This is a genomic window from Microbacterium sp. PI-1 (assembly GCF_004337555.1).
GTDB classification, from domain to species: domain Bacteria; phylum Actinomycetota; class Actinomycetes; order Actinomycetales; family Microbacteriaceae; genus Microbacterium; species Microbacterium aurugineum.
The window spans coordinates 11,968-27,702 of record NZ_SJYZ01000006.1 but is presented as its reverse complement, the minus strand read 5'-3'; the positions used below and the strand labels follow the sequence as shown (position 1 = coordinate 27,702).

The 15,735-nt window shown below is 67.2% G+C and carries 21 protein-coding genes; 10 read left to right on the top strand and 11 right to left on the bottom strand.

The window, feature by feature from the left end:
* Nucleotides 1–80 precede the first annotated feature (80 nt).
* Nucleotides 81–1,559 carry a DHA2 family efflux MFS transporter permease subunit gene (locus E0W80_RS07185; protein ID WP_131491881.1) on the top strand — a complete coding sequence of 493 codons (1,479 nt, stop codon included), beginning with the start codon at nt 81–83 and terminating at the stop codon, nt 1,557–1,559.
* Nucleotides 1,560–1,593: 34 nt separating this feature from the next.
* Here E0W80_RS07185 and E0W80_RS19115 read toward each other — a convergent pair whose 3' ends face one another.
* Nucleotides 1,594–1,740: a hypothetical protein gene (locus E0W80_RS19115; RefSeq protein ID WP_165875417.1), complete on the bottom strand. Its 147-nt coding sequence runs from the start codon at nt 1,738–1,740 to the stop codon at nt 1,594–1,596.
* A 95-nt stretch (nt 1,741–1,835) separates the two neighbouring features.
* On the opposite strand from E0W80_RS19115, the gene E0W80_RS07180 reads away from it, so the two are divergent.
* A complete protein-coding gene (locus E0W80_RS07180) occupies nt 1,836–2,429 on the top strand; it encodes a 1-acyl-sn-glycerol-3-phosphate acyltransferase (RefSeq protein ID WP_131491880.1) in 594 nt (197 codons plus the stop codon).
* Between the two features lie 16 nt (nt 2,430–2,445).
* Here E0W80_RS07180 and E0W80_RS07175 read toward each other — a convergent pair whose 3' ends face one another.
* A complete protein-coding gene (locus tag E0W80_RS07175; protein WP_131491879.1) occupies nt 2,446–2,652 on the bottom strand; it encodes a hypothetical protein in 207 nt (68 codons plus the stop codon).
* A 66-nt stretch (nt 2,653–2,718) separates the two neighbouring features.
* Here E0W80_RS07175 and E0W80_RS07170 point away from each other — a divergent pair, with 66 nt between their 5' ends.
* Complete coding sequence (locus E0W80_RS07170; RefSeq protein WP_131491878.1) at nt 2,719–3,234, top strand: DUF6328 family protein; 516 nt, start codon at nt 2,719–2,721, stop codon at nt 3,232–3,234.
* A 20-nt stretch (nt 3,235–3,254) separates the two neighbouring features.
* Here the strand turns inward: E0W80_RS07170 and E0W80_RS07165 are convergent, their stop codons facing one another.
* Nucleotides 3,255–3,800 carry a DNA starvation/stationary phase protection protein gene (locus E0W80_RS07165; protein ID WP_131491877.1) on the bottom strand — a complete coding sequence of 182 codons (546 nt, stop codon included), beginning with the start codon at nt 3,798–3,800 and terminating at the stop codon, nt 3,255–3,257.
* A gap of 90 nt (nt 3,801–3,890) precedes the next feature.
* Between E0W80_RS07165 and E0W80_RS07160 the strand changes: the two genes are divergently transcribed.
* The 3 genes from E0W80_RS07160 (at nt 3,891) to E0W80_RS07150 (ending at nt 5,259) form a co-directional block, all read left to right on the top strand.
* Nucleotides 3,891–4,400: a GNAT family N-acetyltransferase gene (locus tag E0W80_RS07160; RefSeq protein ID WP_240740472.1), complete on the top strand. Its 510-nt coding sequence runs from the start codon at nt 3,891–3,893 to the stop codon at nt 4,398–4,400.
* 107 nt (nt 4,401–4,507) lie between these two features.
* A complete protein-coding gene (locus E0W80_RS07155) occupies nt 4,508–4,807 on the top strand; it encodes a Fe-S cluster assembly protein HesB (RefSeq protein ID WP_047523232.1) in 300 nt (99 codons plus the stop codon).
* A gap of 107 nt (nt 4,808–4,914) precedes the next feature.
* Nucleotides 4,915–5,259, top strand: coding sequence for a LysR family transcriptional regulator (locus E0W80_RS07150; RefSeq protein ID WP_131491876.1), 345 nt, complete (start codon nt 4,915–4,917; stop codon nt 5,257–5,259).
* A gap of 15 nt (nt 5,260–5,274) precedes the next feature.
* Here E0W80_RS07150 and E0W80_RS07145 read toward each other — a convergent pair whose 3' ends face one another.
* The 5 genes from E0W80_RS07145 to E0W80_RS07125 all read right to left on the bottom strand — a co-directional run bounded on the left by E0W80_RS07145 (nt 5,275) and on the right by E0W80_RS07125 (nt 8,927).
* The gene (locus E0W80_RS07145) at nt 5,275–5,850 is read right to left on the bottom strand and encodes an alpha/beta hydrolase (RefSeq protein ID WP_131491875.1); all 576 of its coding nucleotides are present in this window, start codon (nt 5,848–5,850) and stop codon (nt 5,275–5,277) included.
* A gap of 134 nt (nt 5,851–5,984) precedes the next feature.
* Nucleotides 5,985–7,646, bottom strand: coding sequence for an ABC-F family ATP-binding cassette domain-containing protein (locus E0W80_RS07140; RefSeq protein ID WP_131491874.1), 1,662 nt, complete (start codon nt 7,644–7,646; stop codon nt 5,985–5,987).
* A gap of 12 nt (nt 7,647–7,658) precedes the next feature.
* Nucleotides 7,659–8,231, bottom strand: a complete 573-nt coding sequence (locus E0W80_RS07135; RefSeq protein WP_131491873.1) for a hypothetical protein — start codon at nt 8,229–8,231, stop codon at nt 7,659–7,661.
* A gap of 125 nt (nt 8,232–8,356) precedes the next feature.
* Complete coding sequence (locus E0W80_RS07130; RefSeq protein WP_131491872.1) at nt 8,357–8,659, bottom strand: HigA family addiction module antitoxin; 303 nt, start codon at nt 8,657–8,659, stop codon at nt 8,357–8,359.
* Nucleotides 8,646–8,927 (bottom strand): type II toxin-antitoxin system RelE/ParE family toxin, encoded by a 282-nt coding sequence (locus tag E0W80_RS07125; protein WP_131491871.1) that lies wholly within the window; start codon nt 8,925–8,927, stop codon nt 8,646–8,648. Before E0W80_RS07125 ends, E0W80_RS07130 begins: the two co-directional genes overlap by 14 nt.
* An 862-nt stretch (nt 8,928–9,789) precedes the next feature.
* On the opposite strand from E0W80_RS07125, the gene E0W80_RS07120 reads away from it, so the two are divergent.
* Complete coding sequence (locus E0W80_RS07120) at nt 9,790–11,055, top strand: DUF6596 domain-containing protein (protein WP_131491870.1); 1,266 nt, start codon at nt 9,790–9,792, stop codon at nt 11,053–11,055.
* On the top strand, nt 11,052–11,408 hold the full coding sequence (locus E0W80_RS07115) for a YciI family protein (RefSeq protein WP_131491869.1): 357 nt from the start codon (nt 11,052–11,054) through the stop codon (nt 11,406–11,408). Before E0W80_RS07120 ends, E0W80_RS07115 begins: the two co-directional genes overlap by 4 nt.
* 18 nt (nt 11,409–11,426) lie before the next feature.
* On the opposite strand, the gene ychF is transcribed toward E0W80_RS07115, so the two are convergent.
* Entirely contained in the window at nt 11,427–12,500 is a 1,074-nt protein-coding gene (ychF, locus tag E0W80_RS07110; RefSeq protein WP_131491868.1) for a redox-regulated ATPase YchF, read from the bottom strand.
* A 67-nt stretch (nt 12,501–12,567) separates the two neighbouring features.
* Nucleotides 12,568–13,308: a class I SAM-dependent methyltransferase gene (locus tag E0W80_RS07105; protein WP_131491867.1), complete on the bottom strand. Its 741-nt coding sequence runs from the start codon at nt 13,306–13,308 to the stop codon at nt 12,568–12,570.
* Between the two features lie 59 nt (nt 13,309–13,367).
* On the opposite strand from E0W80_RS07105, the gene E0W80_RS07100 reads away from it, so the two are divergent.
* Nucleotides 13,368–13,970 carry a 3'-5' exonuclease gene (locus tag E0W80_RS07100; RefSeq protein ID WP_131491866.1) on the top strand — a complete coding sequence of 201 codons (603 nt, stop codon included), beginning with the start codon at nt 13,368–13,370 and terminating at the stop codon, nt 13,968–13,970.
* Nucleotides 13,971–14,033: 63 nt separating this feature from the next.
* Nucleotides 14,034–15,323 carry a DNA recombination protein RmuC gene (locus E0W80_RS07095; protein ID WP_131491865.1) on the top strand — a complete coding sequence of 430 codons (1,290 nt, stop codon included), beginning with the start codon at nt 14,034–14,036 and terminating at the stop codon, nt 15,321–15,323.
* A 30-nt stretch (nt 15,324–15,353) separates the two neighbouring features.
* On the opposite strand, the gene E0W80_RS07090 is transcribed toward E0W80_RS07095, so the two are convergent.
* Nucleotides 15,354–15,644: a hypothetical protein gene (locus E0W80_RS07090; RefSeq protein ID WP_131491864.1), complete on the bottom strand. Its 291-nt coding sequence runs from the start codon at nt 15,642–15,644 to the stop codon at nt 15,354–15,356.
* Nucleotides 15,645–15,735: the final 91 nt, after the last annotated feature.

Below are 15,735 nucleotides of genomic sequence, written 5' to 3'. Positions count from 1 at the left end.
ATGTCGGCGATTGCCGTTACGCTGATTGACTCTTGCGAACTCTCGCGAAATCCGTTTCTTCTTCGCCCTGGAGGCCGCCCATGTCTGCCGTCGATACCGGCTCCATCTCGACGACCCCCGCCGCGGCCGGGGGCGAGATCTCCCGCACCGACATGCGCGTGATCTGGCTGCTGCTCGTCGCCGCCTTCGTCGCGATCCTCAACGAGACCACGATGGGGATCGCGATCCCCCACCTGAACACCGACCTGGGCATCCCGCCCGAGCTCGGCCAGTGGCTCACGAGCGCGTTCATGCTCACGATGGCAGTCGTGATCCCGACCACGGGCTTCATCCTGCAGCGGTTCACCACGCGCCAGGTCTTCATCGCCGCGATGACCGCGTTCTCGCTCGGCACCCTCGTGGCCCTCGTCGCACCCGGCTTCACCGTGCTGCTGGTCGGTCGCGTGATCCAGGCCGCCGGCACCGGCATCATGATGCCGCTGCTGATGACGACGATCATGAACGTCGTGCCACCGCAGTCGCGTGGCCGGATGATGGGCCGTGTCGGCCTCGTGATCTCGCTCGCTCCGGCGATCGGTCCGACCCTCGCCGGTGCCGTGCTCGAGTTCGCCAGCTGGCGCGCACTCTTCGGGATCATCCTGCCGATCTCGCTGATCGCCCTCCTCATGGGCGTGAAGTGGATGACGAACCTCGGTGAGACCCGGTCCGTCCCGCTCGACATCCTCTCGATCCCGCTCGCAGCGCTCGGCTTCGGCGGCGTCGTGTTCGGGCTCAGCCAGTTCGGTGCCGAGGGCGGATCGGGTGAGACCGCCGGCATCATCTCGCTGATCGTCGGTGCGCTGTCGCTGGGGCTGTTCGTCTGGCGTCAGCTCCTGCTGCAGCGCATCGATGACGCACTGCTCGATCTGCGCGTCTTCCGCTCCCGCAACTTCACGCTGTCCGTGATCATCATGTCGATCCTGGCGCTGTCGATGTTCGGCACCCTGACGCTCCTGCCGCAGTACCTGCAGAACGTCGCCGGGCTCAACCCGCTCCAGTCCGGCCTGATCCTCCTCCCCGGTTCCCTGCTGATGGGACTGCTCGGACCGATCATGGGCCGTGTCTACGACGCGCGCGGCACTCGCCCGCTGCTCATCCCCGGCACGATCCTGGTCTCGTCGTCGCTGTTCTTCTACTCGACGGTCGGCGAACACACCATCTGGTGGGCGCTCATCATCGTTCAGGCGGCCATGTCGGTCGGACTCGCGATGTCGTTCACGCCGCTGTTCTCCGCCTCGCTGGGTTCGCTGCAGCGCTCCCTGTACTCGCACGGTTCCGCGGTGTTGAACACGCTGCAGCAGGTTGCCGGGGCCACCGGAGTCGCCCTGCTGCTGGTGACCTACTCCACGATCCTGCATGCCGGAGAGCAGGAGGGCCTGTCGACCGCGGTCGCGGGGGCTCCCGGTGCTCGCACGGCGTTCCTGATCGCGGCGTTCATCTCGCTCGCGGCCGTGGCGCTGAGCCCGTTCGTCCGCAAGCCTTCCGACGATGCCGGCGAGGCACTGCCCGCCGGACACTGATCGTTCGGAGGCTGCCCGCGATGGCGTCTGTCTCTTACTCGCTCTTCGGCGCGGGGAACTGGCAGACGCCATTGCTGCAGTAGCCCGCAGCTTCGCCCTCGAGCAGGTTCAGGGAATCCAGGAGCGGTTTCAGCCCGACGGGCTCGTCCTGCTGCACGGAATCCTGCCGCGTGTTCTTCATCCCTCGATGCTACGCCTGTCGGGAAGGGGTGGCGCCGGATCCGCACGGCCAGACGTGCCCGCAGATCGACCGCGGTTCTCCCGTACGGTTGAGGGATGGTCAAACGACTCCTCGCCCGCATGTTCTGGGCGTTCAGCAGATGGACGCTCGTGAGCGAGGCAGCGCCGACGCGGCCGACCGTTCTGGTCGGCGCTCCGCATACGTCCAACTGGGACTTCGTGCTGATGCTCGCGATCGCCTGGCGACTCGGCATCGACGTTCATTGGCTCGGCAAGAAGAGCCTCTTCCGTGGATGGCGCGGGCCGATCATGCGTGGGCTCGGCGGAATCCCCGTCGACCGTGCCGACCCCGCGAGGGTGGTCAACGACGTCGTGGGCCAGGTGCACGCGGGTACCGTCTTCGGGCTCGTCGTGACACCTGACGGCACCCGAGGCGGCAACGAGTACTGGAAGTCGGGGTTCTATCGGATCGCTCGCGAGACAGGTATGCCGGTGACGCTCGGCTTCGTGGATCGCACGACCATGACGAGCGGGCTCGGTCCGACCATCGATCTGACCGGCGATGTGTCGGCCGACATGGATCGGATCCGAGCGTTCTACGCGGACAAGGCCGGCGCGCGGCCCGAGCGTCGCACCGAACCGCGACTGCGTGAGGAAGGCGCCGAGACCACGGAGCCCGACACCGCGTAAGCGCGGGTTCCGGCGATCAGCCCGCCTTCGCGGGGTGTGCACGGGCGTACTCGAGATCCTCGTCACTCAAGGACTCCACCATCCCGACGACTGCACCGGTGATCACGCGGATCTCCTCGCGCACCGCCTCGTCGAGGTGCGGACTGTCGGCGTCGAGCACGGCCCGTCGCCCGTCTTCGGAGAGTTCAGGCCACCAGTCGCGGATCGGAGGGAGCGTCATCATGCCTTCTTTCGTTCCACGGATGCAAGCGTCTGGACAGCGGCCGAGCGGGGAAACCACACTGAGACCATGACATCAGATCCTTCGGGTGGAGGGAACGGTCTCGACGGCCGTGACGAGACCGCGAACGAGCGGGCCGATCGCAACTGGGAAGAGCTTCTCCAGGAGCTTCGCGTCATGCAGACGGGGACCCAGATCCTCACCGGCTTCCTCCTCGCGGTCGCCTTCCAGCCACGCTTCACCGACATGGACGCGCTCCAGCGCGATCTCTACGTCGTGCTCGTCGCGCTCGCGGCGGTGGCGACGATTCTCGCCCTCGCACCCGTGGGGATGCACCGCGCACTGTTCGGTCGGCGTCGCAAGCCGGAGCTGGTGCGGATCGCGGCGCGGATCGTCCGCATCGACCTCGTCGTGATCGGCGCGCTGACCATCGGCGTGACGACGCTGATCATCGACTTCACGGTCAACCGCGTCGCCGGCATCATCGCGCTCATCGCGGCGCTGGTCCTCGTGACGGCGCTGTGGGCGGCGCTTCCGCGGATCATGCGCGGCAGCGCCCACGCCCGCGGAGCCGCCACCGAGTGACGGCCCCGCGGTACCCGCAGTCAGCGTCCTGCTGGGCTCCGGTTCTCTGCGCTGACCATCCATGCGAACTGCTCGAGCCGTTCGATGATGGCGTGCAAGAGGTCCGCAGAGGTCGGGTCCTCCTCGTCGACGGCGTCATGCACGTCTCGTGCTGTTCCGACCGCCGCCTCCAGTCGCTCCGTGACGAGGTCGATCGTCTCGGTGGTCGAGACCTCGCCGGCGGGGAACTCGGGAAGCGAGCTCGTCTTCGCGATGGTCGCACTGCGCCCGTCGGGGACGGCATGCAAGGCTCGCATACGCTCCGCGATCGTGTCGCTGAAGGTGCGTGCATCGTCGATGATCTCGTCGAGCTGGCGGTGCGTGTCGCGGAAGTTGCGCCCCACGACGTTCCAGTGCGCCTGCTTTCCCTGGATCGCGAGATCGAGCAGATCGACGAGCACGGCCTGCAGGTTGTCCGCAAGGGTCTTCGAGGCGGTGAAGCCCTTCTCCGCGTTCTGCTGCCTGGTCGTCTTCGCCGCGTGCTTCGTCGAGTCGCCGGTCTTCTTGGTCGTCGTGCTTTTCGCCATGATGTACCTCCTGTGGCTGACGCTAATCCGGCGCGCAACCGAGAGCGAGGGGGTTGACACCGCGGGGGCGGAACCCGGAATCTGACACGCGTGAGTGACGCGGACATCGTGAACGAAGACCAGGAAAAGACGCAATCGGAGATCGTCATCTCTCCGATCAGCGATGAGGACGCCGGCGAGGTGCTGACGGTGCAACGCGCTGCCTTCGTCTCGGAAGCCGCCATCTACGGCAGTGTCGACATGCCGCCCCTGACCCAGACGCTCTCCGAGTTGGAAGCAGAGCTGCGCTCCGAGTCGGGACTGACCGCGCGCATCGACGGGCGCCTCGTCGGCGCCATCCGCTACGTCGAGAGAGACGGTCTGCTGCTGATCGGCAGGATCGCGATCGCACCGGACGTGCAGGGCGAGGGAATCGGCAGACTACTGCTCGAGAGCGCCGAGAGGGCGTCCGGAGCGGACGTCGCGGAGCTGTTCACGGGGAGCTCGAGCGAGGCGAACATCCGCCTCTACCGATCGTGCGGGTATGAGGAGCACGAGCGCGTTCCGGACGGCGACGGCACCGCGCAGGTGTTCCTCCGCAAGAACCTGCGAGCAGGGTAAGAGTCTCCTCCGAGGACGCGCAAGGGGGTTGAGAGCATTCCCGACGTCGGGCATCGTAGCCAGGACATGTCGCGACCGCGGCATGCCCCAACCGGAAGGAGAGTCTCGTGCTCACCCTCACCGACAACGCCTCCGCAATCGTGACGACTCTCGTCAGCCGTCAGACGGACGCCCCGGACGCCGGGCTCCGCATCCACTCGACCGAGGCCCAGGGCCCGGAGGGCAGTGCACGTCTCGCCGTGCTCGTCGCCACCGACCCGGAGCCGCAGGACCAGGTCGTGGAGGTCGCCGGTACCCGGCTGTTCCTCGACGAGTCCGCTGTCGCCGCCCTCGACGACAAGATCCTCGATGCCGGCGTCGACGACGAAGGCTCCGTGTCGTTCGCCGTCACACCGCAGGTCGCCTGACCGAAGGATTCCGGATGCCGCGGCCGACTCGGCCGCGGCATCCGTCTGTCTGCACCGCGTAACCTGGAGCGAGCTCGCACGCCCGTGTGCGCAGTCGAAAGGCCATCGTGAAGATTTCCCTGCTCCGCCGCTTCGTCGTCCTCGCGGACGAACTGCACTTCCCGCGCGCGGCGGAGAAGCTCGGCATCCCGCTGGCTTCTCTCTACACTTCGATCGACAAACTCGAGGCCGAGGTGGGTCACCCGATCGTCCATCGCGACGGGCCCACGCGTTTGACGCCCGTCGGCGAACTTCTGCTGGTGGAGGCGCGGGCCGAGGTGGCCGCCGCACCGGAGCCGGTGCGCAGCGTCCCTGCCCCGGCCGGAGGCAAGGCCAAAGCCTCGAAGGGCAAGGGCCGGGCGCCCGCGGTGAAGGGGCAGCCGAAGCCGTACAAGAAGCGTCAGGGGCGCTGAGCGCCCGTCAGGGGCTCAATCCCAGTCGAGGTACTCCTCGATGACGACCGCGGTCTCGATCGGGTGCGTCATCGGGAACAGGTGATCAGCGCCGTCGATGCTCTTGACGCTCGCGCGCTCGGGTGCCGTGGACTGCAGCTGCTCACCGTTGGCGAACCGATTGGCGAGGTCCTTGGTGCCCTGGATGATCAGCACGGGCATCACCGGCGCGAGAGGCAGGTCGTTCTCTTCGACACCGAGCAGTGCGAGACCGTTCACCCGGTCGGCGTGCGCCAAGGCGAAGGCCCGTGCGACCGTGCCGCCGAAGCCGTGCCCGCCGATCCAGGTATCACCCAACCCGACGTGGTCGATCACGGCGAGGGCGTCCTCGACCCGATCGTCGAGGGAGACCTCTTCGCGCTTGGCCTCGGCTCGATGGCCGATGCGCAGCACGTGGAATCCCGCTTCCTCGGCGAGGTAGTGCGCCACGACACCGAGGACGTCCGCCGCCAGATCGCGCTCCTGGATCAGGACGAGCTTGACAGGACCGTCGCCTTCATCGACGAACGGGATCGCGCGACCGTCGGGTTCGAAGATCTGGGTGTCGGTCATCGGCGTGAATCTCCTCGTGCCGTCGGTGTCAGGAACTCAGGCGGGACGTCCACGGCGGACGCCAGCGGCCGGACCGCGGCCGGAGCCGCCGTCCTCCAGCCTAGCCGCATGTGCTCTCCGGCCGACGCTGCCGCTCAGACCTCCGTCACCTGCCCGGCCTCCACCCGCCAGTGCCGGTCGGTCTTCACGGTCGCGAGCATCCGACGGTCATGGGTGACGAGCAGCAGAGTGCCCTCGTAGGACTCGAGCGCCTGTTCGAGCTGCTCGATCGCGGGCAGGTCGAGGTGGTTCGTCGGCTCGTCGAGCACGAGCAGGTTGACGCCCCGCGCCTGCAGCAGCGCCAGTCCTGCGCGGGTGCGTTCCCCGGGCGAGAGCTCATCGACGGCGCGCATCACGTGATCGGCTTTGAGACCGAACTTCGCGAGGAGCGTGCGCACCTCCCCGGACGCCATCTCCGGCACGAGCTCCTCGAAGGCGCCGGCGAGCGGCTGCGTGCCGACGAGCTGCGCACGGGCCTGGTCGATCTCGCCGATCTGCACGCTCGCACCGAGGCTCGCCGTTCCCTCATCGGGGAGTTGCCGCCCGAGCAGCCCGCGCAGCAGCGTCGATTTCCCGGCGCCGTTCGGTCCGGTGATGCCGATCCGCTCCCCCGCGTTCACCTGGAGCGACACCGGGCCGAGCTGGAAGGATCCCTGTCGGAAGACGGCGGAACTCAGCGTGGATACCACCGAGCTGGAACGCGGCGCCGAACCGATCGTGAACTCGAGCTGCCATTCCTTGCGCGGCTCCTCGACCTCTTCGAGCCGAGCGATCCTGCTCTCCATCTGACGCACCTTCTGCGCCTGCTTCTCACTCGACTCCGCAGACGCCTTGCGTTTGATCTTGTCGTTGTCGGGCGCCTTCTTCATCGCGTTGCGCACGCCCTGGCTCGACCACTCACGCTGGGTGCGGGCACGGGCGACGAGGTCGGCCTTCTTGTCCGCGAACTCGTCGTACTTCTCGCGCTGGTGTCGACGGATCGTCGCCCGCTCCTCCAAGTACGAGTCGTAGCCGCCGCCGAACACGCGGTTGCTCCCCTGCGCGAGATCGAGCTCCAGGACGCGGGTGACGCATCGGGCGAGGAACTCGCGATCGTGGCTGACCACGACGACACCTCCGCGGAGGCCGCGCACGAACGCCTCCAGCCGCTCGATGCCGTCGAGGTCGAGATCGTTCGTCGGCTCGTCCAGCAGCGCGATGTCGAAGCGCGACAGCAGCAGTGCGGCCAGACCGACGCGCGCCGCTTGTCCGCCCGACAGCGATGTCATCAGCGTGTGGGCCGGATCCTCGCCCAGATCGAGGCCGAGGTCGGCGAGCACTGCCGGAAGCCGCTCTTCGAGGTCTGCCGCCCCGCTGGCCAGCCAACGATCCAGCGCGGCCGAGTAGGTGTCGGCGGGGTCTGTGCCAGGCGCAGCGAGCGACGGATCCCCGAGGGCCGCTGCGGCAGCATCCATGTCTCTGGTCGCCGCCGCACACCCAGTCCGGCGTCCGATGTAGTCGACCACGCTCTCACCCGCGACGCGCTCGTGTTCCTGCGGGAGCCATCCGACGAAGGCATCCGCCGGCGAGAGCCGAATGGTCCCGGCCTGCGGCTCTTCCACACCGGCCAGCAGCTTCAGGAGGGTCGACTTCCCTGCGCCGTTGGCCCCGACGAGGCCCACGACATCACCCGCGGTGACGGTCAGGTCGAGGGAGTCGAACAGGGTGCGGTGGCCGTACCCGCCGGCCAGCCCTTGGGCCACGAGTGTTGCGGTCATCCGTCAATCCTGTCACCCGTGCGGATGGTGCACGGACGCGGTTCCTCCGACAGCGGTGACGACATTCGATCTCTCGAGTCGTCGCGTCAGCACGAGTGCGATCGTGAGAGGCACGGCAGCCACGACCCCGAAGGAGATGTCGATGAGCTGCCAGCCGATCGGCAGACCACGGATGGCTCCGGCGATCACCGCCAGCGGGACGATACCCGCGCACATGATGAGGCCCCAGATGGTCACCCACACGTTGCGCACCGGATCGATGAGCGGACCGATGAAGGCCACCGCGATGGCCAAGTGCGCGAACGCCAGCCAATCCGTGCCATAGGCCAGGAACGGATAGTCGTTCCCGGTGACGTCGAGCCCTTCCGCTACCCGCTGCACCCAGAAGGCGACGTCGGGGAAGGTCGCGCTGAGGCCCGTGTTGTTCAGGATGTCGCGCCCGAGCGACAACTCTTCACGGAGCGGGAAGGCGGTGACCCCGCTCACCACGAGCCCGACGATGACGATGACCAGGCAGACACGGATGACCAGCGCGCGGCGTCTCCCGAGCGCGGCGGGATACGAATCCGGTGTCTCGACTTCCATCACTACCTCCCGGTTTCGCCGAGCTCCGGTGTCGGCCGGGTCTCATCGATCACCATGGGTCCTCCGACCGGTGGGAGTCAGTTGTGGTGGCGGAACCCCACCGAGTTCCACCACCAAAGGCTGCGCTACGCAGCCTGAAGTGGTTTGATCGCCGCGATCTGCTCGGCGGCACGATCCTCAGCCAGATCCAGTTCGTAGCGCGTCTGAAGATTGAGCCAGAACTGTGCCGAGACACCGAAGTATCGCGCAAGCCGCAGGGCGGTATCAGCCGAGATCCCCCGCTTGCCGTGCACGATCTCATTGATCCGACGCGGCGGCACACCGATGGCGACAGCGAGCTTGTTCTGCGTGATCTCGAAACCCTTGATGAAGTCCTCCATGAGGACCTCACCCGGGTGAATCGGGGGAATCTTGTCAGTGGTAGTCAACGATCTCCACCTCCTCTGGGCCAGCGTCGGTCCACACGAAGCAGATCCGCCACTGGTCATTGACTCTGATGCTGTATTGGCCGGCTCGATCACCCTTCATAGCTTCCAGCCGGTTTCCTGGCGGGAGACGAAGATCGTCAATCGATTCTGCAGACCCCACTTGCCGAAGCTTGCGCAACGCCACCGAGAGGATCCGAGGATCGACCGACGGTACGCGCTCACGACGCCACAGACGTTCGGTCGCCTTGCTCCCGAACGATCTGATCACACCCAAGAATATAACGGACCCCGTTAATGATGCTAGACGTTATACCGGGACCCCACGACGTGCCATAACCAAGCAGCCTCATAGGATCGCCGGATTCGCGGCACACCTTCGCCTACTCGGCCACCCCGCTATTCACAAGCGTTGATTGGGAGCGTACGGTCGGTAGCGTTGCCAACTGGGTGACGCTCGGAGCGAACTCGACCTGAATGAGTCTCATCGGATACGTACCTTCGCCCGATAGCAATCCGGCGCACGTCGACGGTGGAGAGCAGCGACGCCGTGTAGCTTCGTCAGTTGGCTCGATCCCGGGAGCGCGAACACGCGGCACCGTCTGCACGCGCATTGCCTCGATCCGCCGTGGCGCGGATCGAGGCGATGCGAGTGCCGATGTGGGATCGGCGAAATGAAGTCGGCACAAAGCTGTGCCGCACCCCATCCGGACATGTCCTGAAAGCGATCAGACCTCTCCGCGATGATTCATGTGATCTGTCACATGAAAGCGAAACGGTGGCATACCACCGCGATCAGGCCAACAGAACCTGTCACTGTCACGCCGGTGTCGAAATGAGCCGCGCCCGTTCGTGGTCCTGATAGCCGGATGCAACGATTCCGGCCCGATCAGGAAGGGCCTCCTCCATGTATATGGATCCGATGTTGACGATCATCTATCACCAGGCCGAGACCCGGCGGGCCATGGTTGAGGCGGAGCGACGTCGCGTTGCCGCTGAACGCAGCGCGGCCGCCAAGGCCGAGGGCTCGCGGCGAAAGCCTTCCGACCGCACACCGATCCGGCGGCTTTTCCGGAAGACTGTCGCAAGCTGAACGGCCCGCTCGGAGTATATGTAGCGAGGAGATGATGACGATGCCGGAACCTCGGGACGACACTCGGGATGTCGCGACGGTGATCACGCGCACGCATCGGGAGGAGTGGGCGCGGATCGTCGCGGGACTCACGCGGCGGTTCGGAGACCTCGACCTGGCCGAGGAGATGACCGCGGAGGCGTTCGCGACCGCTGTCGAGCATTGGCCAGCACACGGCATACCGCCGAACCCTGCCGGGTGGGTGACCACGACAGCGAATCGCAGGGCGATCGACCGGCTGCGACGTGAGGCGCGTCGAGACGAGAAGCACTGGGAGGCGCTGCGGCTGCACGATCCGGAACCCGCCGCCCCGACCGGCGCCATCGAGGATGATCGGCTTCGGCTGCTGTTCATCTGCTGCCATCCGGCGCTCTCGCTCGACGCGCGCGTCGCGCTGACCTTGAGGATCGTCGGCGGGCTCACCGTCGCCGAGATCGCCCACGCGTTCCTCGTGCAGGACACGACCATGGGTCAGCGGATCAGCCGGGCCAAAGCGAAGCTCAAGGCGGCCGGCGTCCCCTTCGCGATCCCCACGGCGGAGGACCTCCCCGAGCGCATCGATGCCGTCCTCGTTGTGCTGTATCTCGTCTTCAACGAGGGATACCTCGCTTCCGGCCCCGACACGCCCGCGATCCGGCGCGAGCTGACCGCCGAGGGGATCCGACTCACCCGGCTCGCACATGGACTCCGTCCCGCCGATGCCGAGGTGGTCGGTCTGCTCGCGTTGATGCTGCTCACCGACGCCCGCTCTCAGGCCCGCGTCTCGGTCGACGGTGAGCTGGTGCGGCTCGATGAGCAGGATCGGGGGTCCTGGGATCGAGAGTTGATCGCTGAGGGTCTGCAATTGCTCGGATCACGGGAGGCTGATGAGCCCTCCGGCAGATACCGGCTACTCGCGGAGATCAATGCCGCCCACGTGACCGCCCCGCACCCGCGTGACACCGACTGGGCGCGCATCGCGAGCCTCTACTCCCGGCTCGAGGAGATCGACCCGAGTCCACTCGTCACCCTCAACAAGGCCATCGCGATCTCCGAACACGACTCACCCGACCTCGCTCTCGCGATCATCGACCGACTCGCCGACACGCTCGACGGCCATCACGCCTTCCACGTCACCCGTGCGGAACTGCTGCGCGCGACCGGCCGCTCCGCCGACGCCCGAGCGGCCTATGACCGCGCAATCGGTCTGGCCGGGAACACCGCCGAGACCACTCACCTCATCCGCCGACGGAATCAGCTCGCACCATCGAATGGAGAACCCTCATGAGCAGCAAGTACCTCGTCATCCACATGTCCGACCCCACCGGCACCGATCTGACCCAATCCGAGGACCAGGCGATGCTCGAACGCTGGGCTGCCGAGGGCGAAGCGGCGGGACGTCTGGGCGAGGGGGCACCTGTCGCGGGTCCCGAGCAGGCGAAGTCCGTCGTCGTCCGTGACGGCCGCGCCCTGATCACCGACGGCCCGTTCCCCGAGTTCAAGGAGTGGTTCGCCGGCTACGACCTCATCACCGCCGATTCGATCGACGAAGCCGCCGAGTACATGACGAGGCATCCGGTCGCGACCCTCGGCCGCATCTACATCCTGCCGCAGGTGAGGCTGCCGTGGGATCAGGAGTGATCGTCACCAAGAATGACGCTAGTTGTTGAAGCGGAACTCCACGACGTCGCCGTCCTGCATGACGTAGTCCTTGCCTTCGAGGCGCGCCTTGCCCTTGGCGCGGGCTTCCACGACGGAGCCCGTCTCGACCAGGTCGTCGAACGAGACGATCTCCGCCTTGATGAAGCCCTTCTCGAAGTCGGTGTGGATGACACCGGCCGCCTGCGGCGCCTTCGAACCCTTGGGGATCGTCCACGCACGAGCCTCCTTCGGACCGGCCGTGAGGTAGGTCTGCAGGCCGAGGGTGTCGAAGCCGATGCGGGCGAGCTGGTCCAGGCCCGACTCGTCCTGGCCGGTCGACGCGAGCAGTTCTGCCGCATCCTCCGGATCGAGGTCGATGAGCTCGGACTCGATCTTCGCGTCGAGGAAGATCGCCTTCGCGGGAGCGACGAGAGCGGCGAGCTCCGCCTTGCGCGCATCGTCGGTCAGCACGGCCTCGTCGACGTTGAACACGAAGATGACGGGCTTCGAGGTGAGCAGACCGAGTTCCCGGATCGGCGTCAGATCGATGCCGGCGACCGACAGCAGCACGCCACGCTCCAGAGCGTCCTTCGCCGCCTTCGCGGTCTCGAGCACGACGGGCTCGATCTTCTTGCCGCGGACTTCCTTCTCGTACCGGGTGATCGCCTTGTCGACGGTCTCCAGGTCGGCGAGCATGAGCTCGGCGTTGATCGTCTCCATGTCGGACGCGGGATTCACCGTGCCGTCGACGTGCACGACGTCGTCGTCGGCGAACCCACGGACGACCTGCGCGATGGCATCGGCCTCGCGGATGTTCGCCAGGAACTTGTTGCCGAGTCCCTCTCCCTCGCTCGCGCCGCGCACGATGCCGGCGATGTCGACGAACGACACCGCAGCCGGGAGGATCCGCTCGCTGCCGAAGATCTCGGCGAGCTTCTCCAGACGCGGGTCGGGCAGGTTCACCACGCCGACGTTGGGCTCGATCGTCGCGAACGGATAGTTCGCCGCGAGCACGTCGTTCTTGGTGAGTGCGTTGAAGAGAGTGGACTTGCCGACGTTGGGCAGGCCGACGATGCCGATAGTGAGAGCCACGGGGCATGAGTCTACCTCGCCCCGCCTGACGGGATCGCCGGAACCAGGCGCTTCCGTCGCGAGCGGCTCAGTCCCGGATCGCTCGGAACGCCCTGGTCACATAGGGCAGATCGATCGTGCTCTCGCCGTCGAGTCCGAGTTCGTCGAAGAGGTCGTCCATCTCTCGCCGGATCCGCGCCTTCTCTTCGGCGGGGGCGGTGATGACGAAGCTGCGCGAGGACGCCATCCGGTGCAGGTGGTCGCGCGAGATCGGACGCACCCACTCCCACGACTCCTCCTCCAACGGCCCGAACGGCGCGGCGACCTCGGGCCCGCCGTCGGCCAGCATGACCTCGGCATTGCTGCCGTGCATGATCTCGGTGAGGCGCCGCACCCAAGAGACGCGCTCGTCGCGGATGTTCCAGATCAAGCCGAGCACTCCCCCACTGCGCACCGTGCGACCGATCTCGGCCGAACCGGTGACCGGATCCACCCAGTGCCAGGCCTGCCCGAGCACCACGGCGTCGAGGCTGGAATCAGGGAGCGGAAGGGATTCCGCCGTGCCCGCGAACGTCGGCACGCCGGGCACAGCGAGCCGAAGAGCGGCGAGCATCTTCGGATCCGGATCGATCGCGACGATCTCCGCGTCCGGCGCCCCGGCCAGGACCCTGGTGAGTTTCCCCGTGCCTGCGCCGACGTCGGCGATCCGCCGCGAGCCGACCGGCATCTTCTCCAGCATCCACGCGACCGCATCGAAAGGGTACTCAGGCCGTCCGACCTCGTAGTCCCCGGCCTGTGCTCCGAACGACGTCGCCATCTCCTCAGCCATGCCGCCAGCCTACGGCGAGTCTGCGTGCTGCTCGGCGCGCTCGGAGGGAGAGTGGTTGTGTGCCCTTGGACTTCACTGCGATCGACTTCGAGACCGCGAACTCCAGTCCTGCCTCGGCCTGCTCCGTCGGACTCGTCCGTGTGCGCGGAGGCGAGGTCGTCGCCACTACGGGATGGCTGATCCAGCCGCCGCCCGGGCACGACGAGTTCCAGGAGTGGAACGTTCGCATCCACGGCATCCAGCCCGAGGATGTGCTTTCGGCCGCCACGTGGGTCGACCAGTTCGACCGCCTGTGCGCGTTCGCCGGAGCCGACGTGCTGGTCGCCCACAACGCCGGGTTCGACCTCAATGTTCTGCGCCGCGCCTCCGAGGCCACGGGGCAGAGTTGCCCGCCTTATCGTTCACTGTGCAGCCTTCAGGTCGCTCGCAAGACGTACGAGCTCGAGTCCTATCGCCTGCCCGTGGCCGCAGCCGCCGCCGGCTTCGCGGAGTTCGCACATCACGACGCTCTCGCAGACGCCCGCGCATGCGCACAGATCGTGATCGACGCGGCAGCCCGAGCGGGCGCCGCCGACGTCTTCGCCCTCGCCGATGCCCTGAGTCTGCGCGTGACCGCCCCTGTCCCCCCTATCGCGCCCGTACTGGAGCGCGCGGTCGCCTGATCCACCGCTCATCCGCGTGCGCGGCGACCTCGGAATGTCGGACGCCGGGAGCATCATGAACACATGGATGCACTCTCTGTCGTTCTCGTCCTCGTCGCCCTCGCGGCGGGCGTCACGGTGGGCTGGTTTCTGCGGGCCGGCCGCGGAGCCGCGGAGCTCGCCCGTGCGCAGGCCGAACTCGCGGCTGCGCGCGACGACCGTGACCGCCAGTACGACCTCTACCGCGACGCCGTCGAGCATGCCAGGACCGAGCAGCGCGCCGAAGCCCAGAGAGTCCAGCAGCAGAATGCCGTCCTGACCGCCCTCGCGCCGGTGCGGGAGAGCCTGCAGCAGATGCAGACCAAGGTCGCCGCGATCGAGCGGGAGCGTCACGCGCAGTTCGGCACGCTCGAGGAGCAGCTGCGTCGTGCCCAGGAGTCCGACGAGGCGCTGCGGGCAACCACGGAATCACTTGCGGGAGCCCTGCGCTCGACCGCCACGCGCGGTGTCTGGGGCGAGACTCAGCTCCGCCGTGTGGTCGAAGCCGCCGGCCTCACTCGGCACATCGACTTCGACCTGCAGGCGACGATCTCCTCCGACCGCGGACAGGGACGACCCGACATGGTCATCCGTCTCGCCGGCGGCAGCTCGATCGCCGTCGATGCCAAGGTGCCCCTCGACGCCTATCTCGAGGCCTCCGCACTTCCGCAGGGAGACGCACACGAATCACAGCGCCGCGCGCACATGCAGAAGCACGTCAAGGCGGTCCGCGCGCACATCGACGCGCTGGCGAAGAAGGCGTACTGGACCGGCCTCGACGCGAGCCCGGAGTTCGTGATCTGCTTCCTGCCGAGCGAATCGCTTCTGGCCGCCGCCATCGATGAGGATCCGACGCTGCTCGACTACGCATTCAGCCGCCGCGTGGCACTCGCGTCACCCGTCAACCTGTGGGCGGTCCTGAAGACGGTGGCCTTCACTTGGACGCAACAGGAAGTGTCCTCCGAGGCCCGCACCCTGCTCGCGCTCGGCACGCAGCTGTACGACCGCCTGGGAACCCTCGCCGGGCACGCCGACGATCTGCGCCGCGCTCTGGAGCGGACGGTCGACAGCTACAACCGCTTCGCCGGCTCCCTCGAGACGCGTGTGCTGGTCACGGCCCGACAGTTCCCTGGGGTCGACGAAACCGCGCTCGCCTCCGTGCCCCCGTCGACCGCGGCGAGCGCACGCCGCTTCACGGCTCCCGAGCTGCTCGCCGCAGACGATCTTCCCGAGAGCGCCGATGTCACAGTGGACCGCGTGAGCGCCGCGGCAGTCACCGCTGACGTCGGCGACGTGCGAGCGCGCCTGGCAGGAGACGAGACGTCGACGCCATGACCGAGTCCGTCGGGGGTGCGACAGAAGAGGTCAGGCGATGCCGGGGACGCCGCTGAGAAGCAGGATGACCAGACCGCTGGTCGCGAGGAAGGCTCCGATCATCCACCACGCGCTGATCTCGTGACCCTCGTCGCGGCGGACCCGGAACAGGACGTCAGCGCGACGCGCGGGATCCACCAGAGCTGAGGGTGGAGGTGTCACGGGAGGAGTGGCACCGAGGCCGGGTTCGGCATCGGCACTCACCCGGAGAATACGCCCCGTGTTCGTGGTGACTATCTTCGTTGCGGCGGCCTTCGAACCGCTCGTGTGCTGCGTTGTCATCCGTTCGCCCTCCTGTGCCTGCGGTGCCTTGCGGCTCCGTCCACGGCGACAAACCCAGTGACAATTGTGACACGGCGCTCCCGAAAGCGTG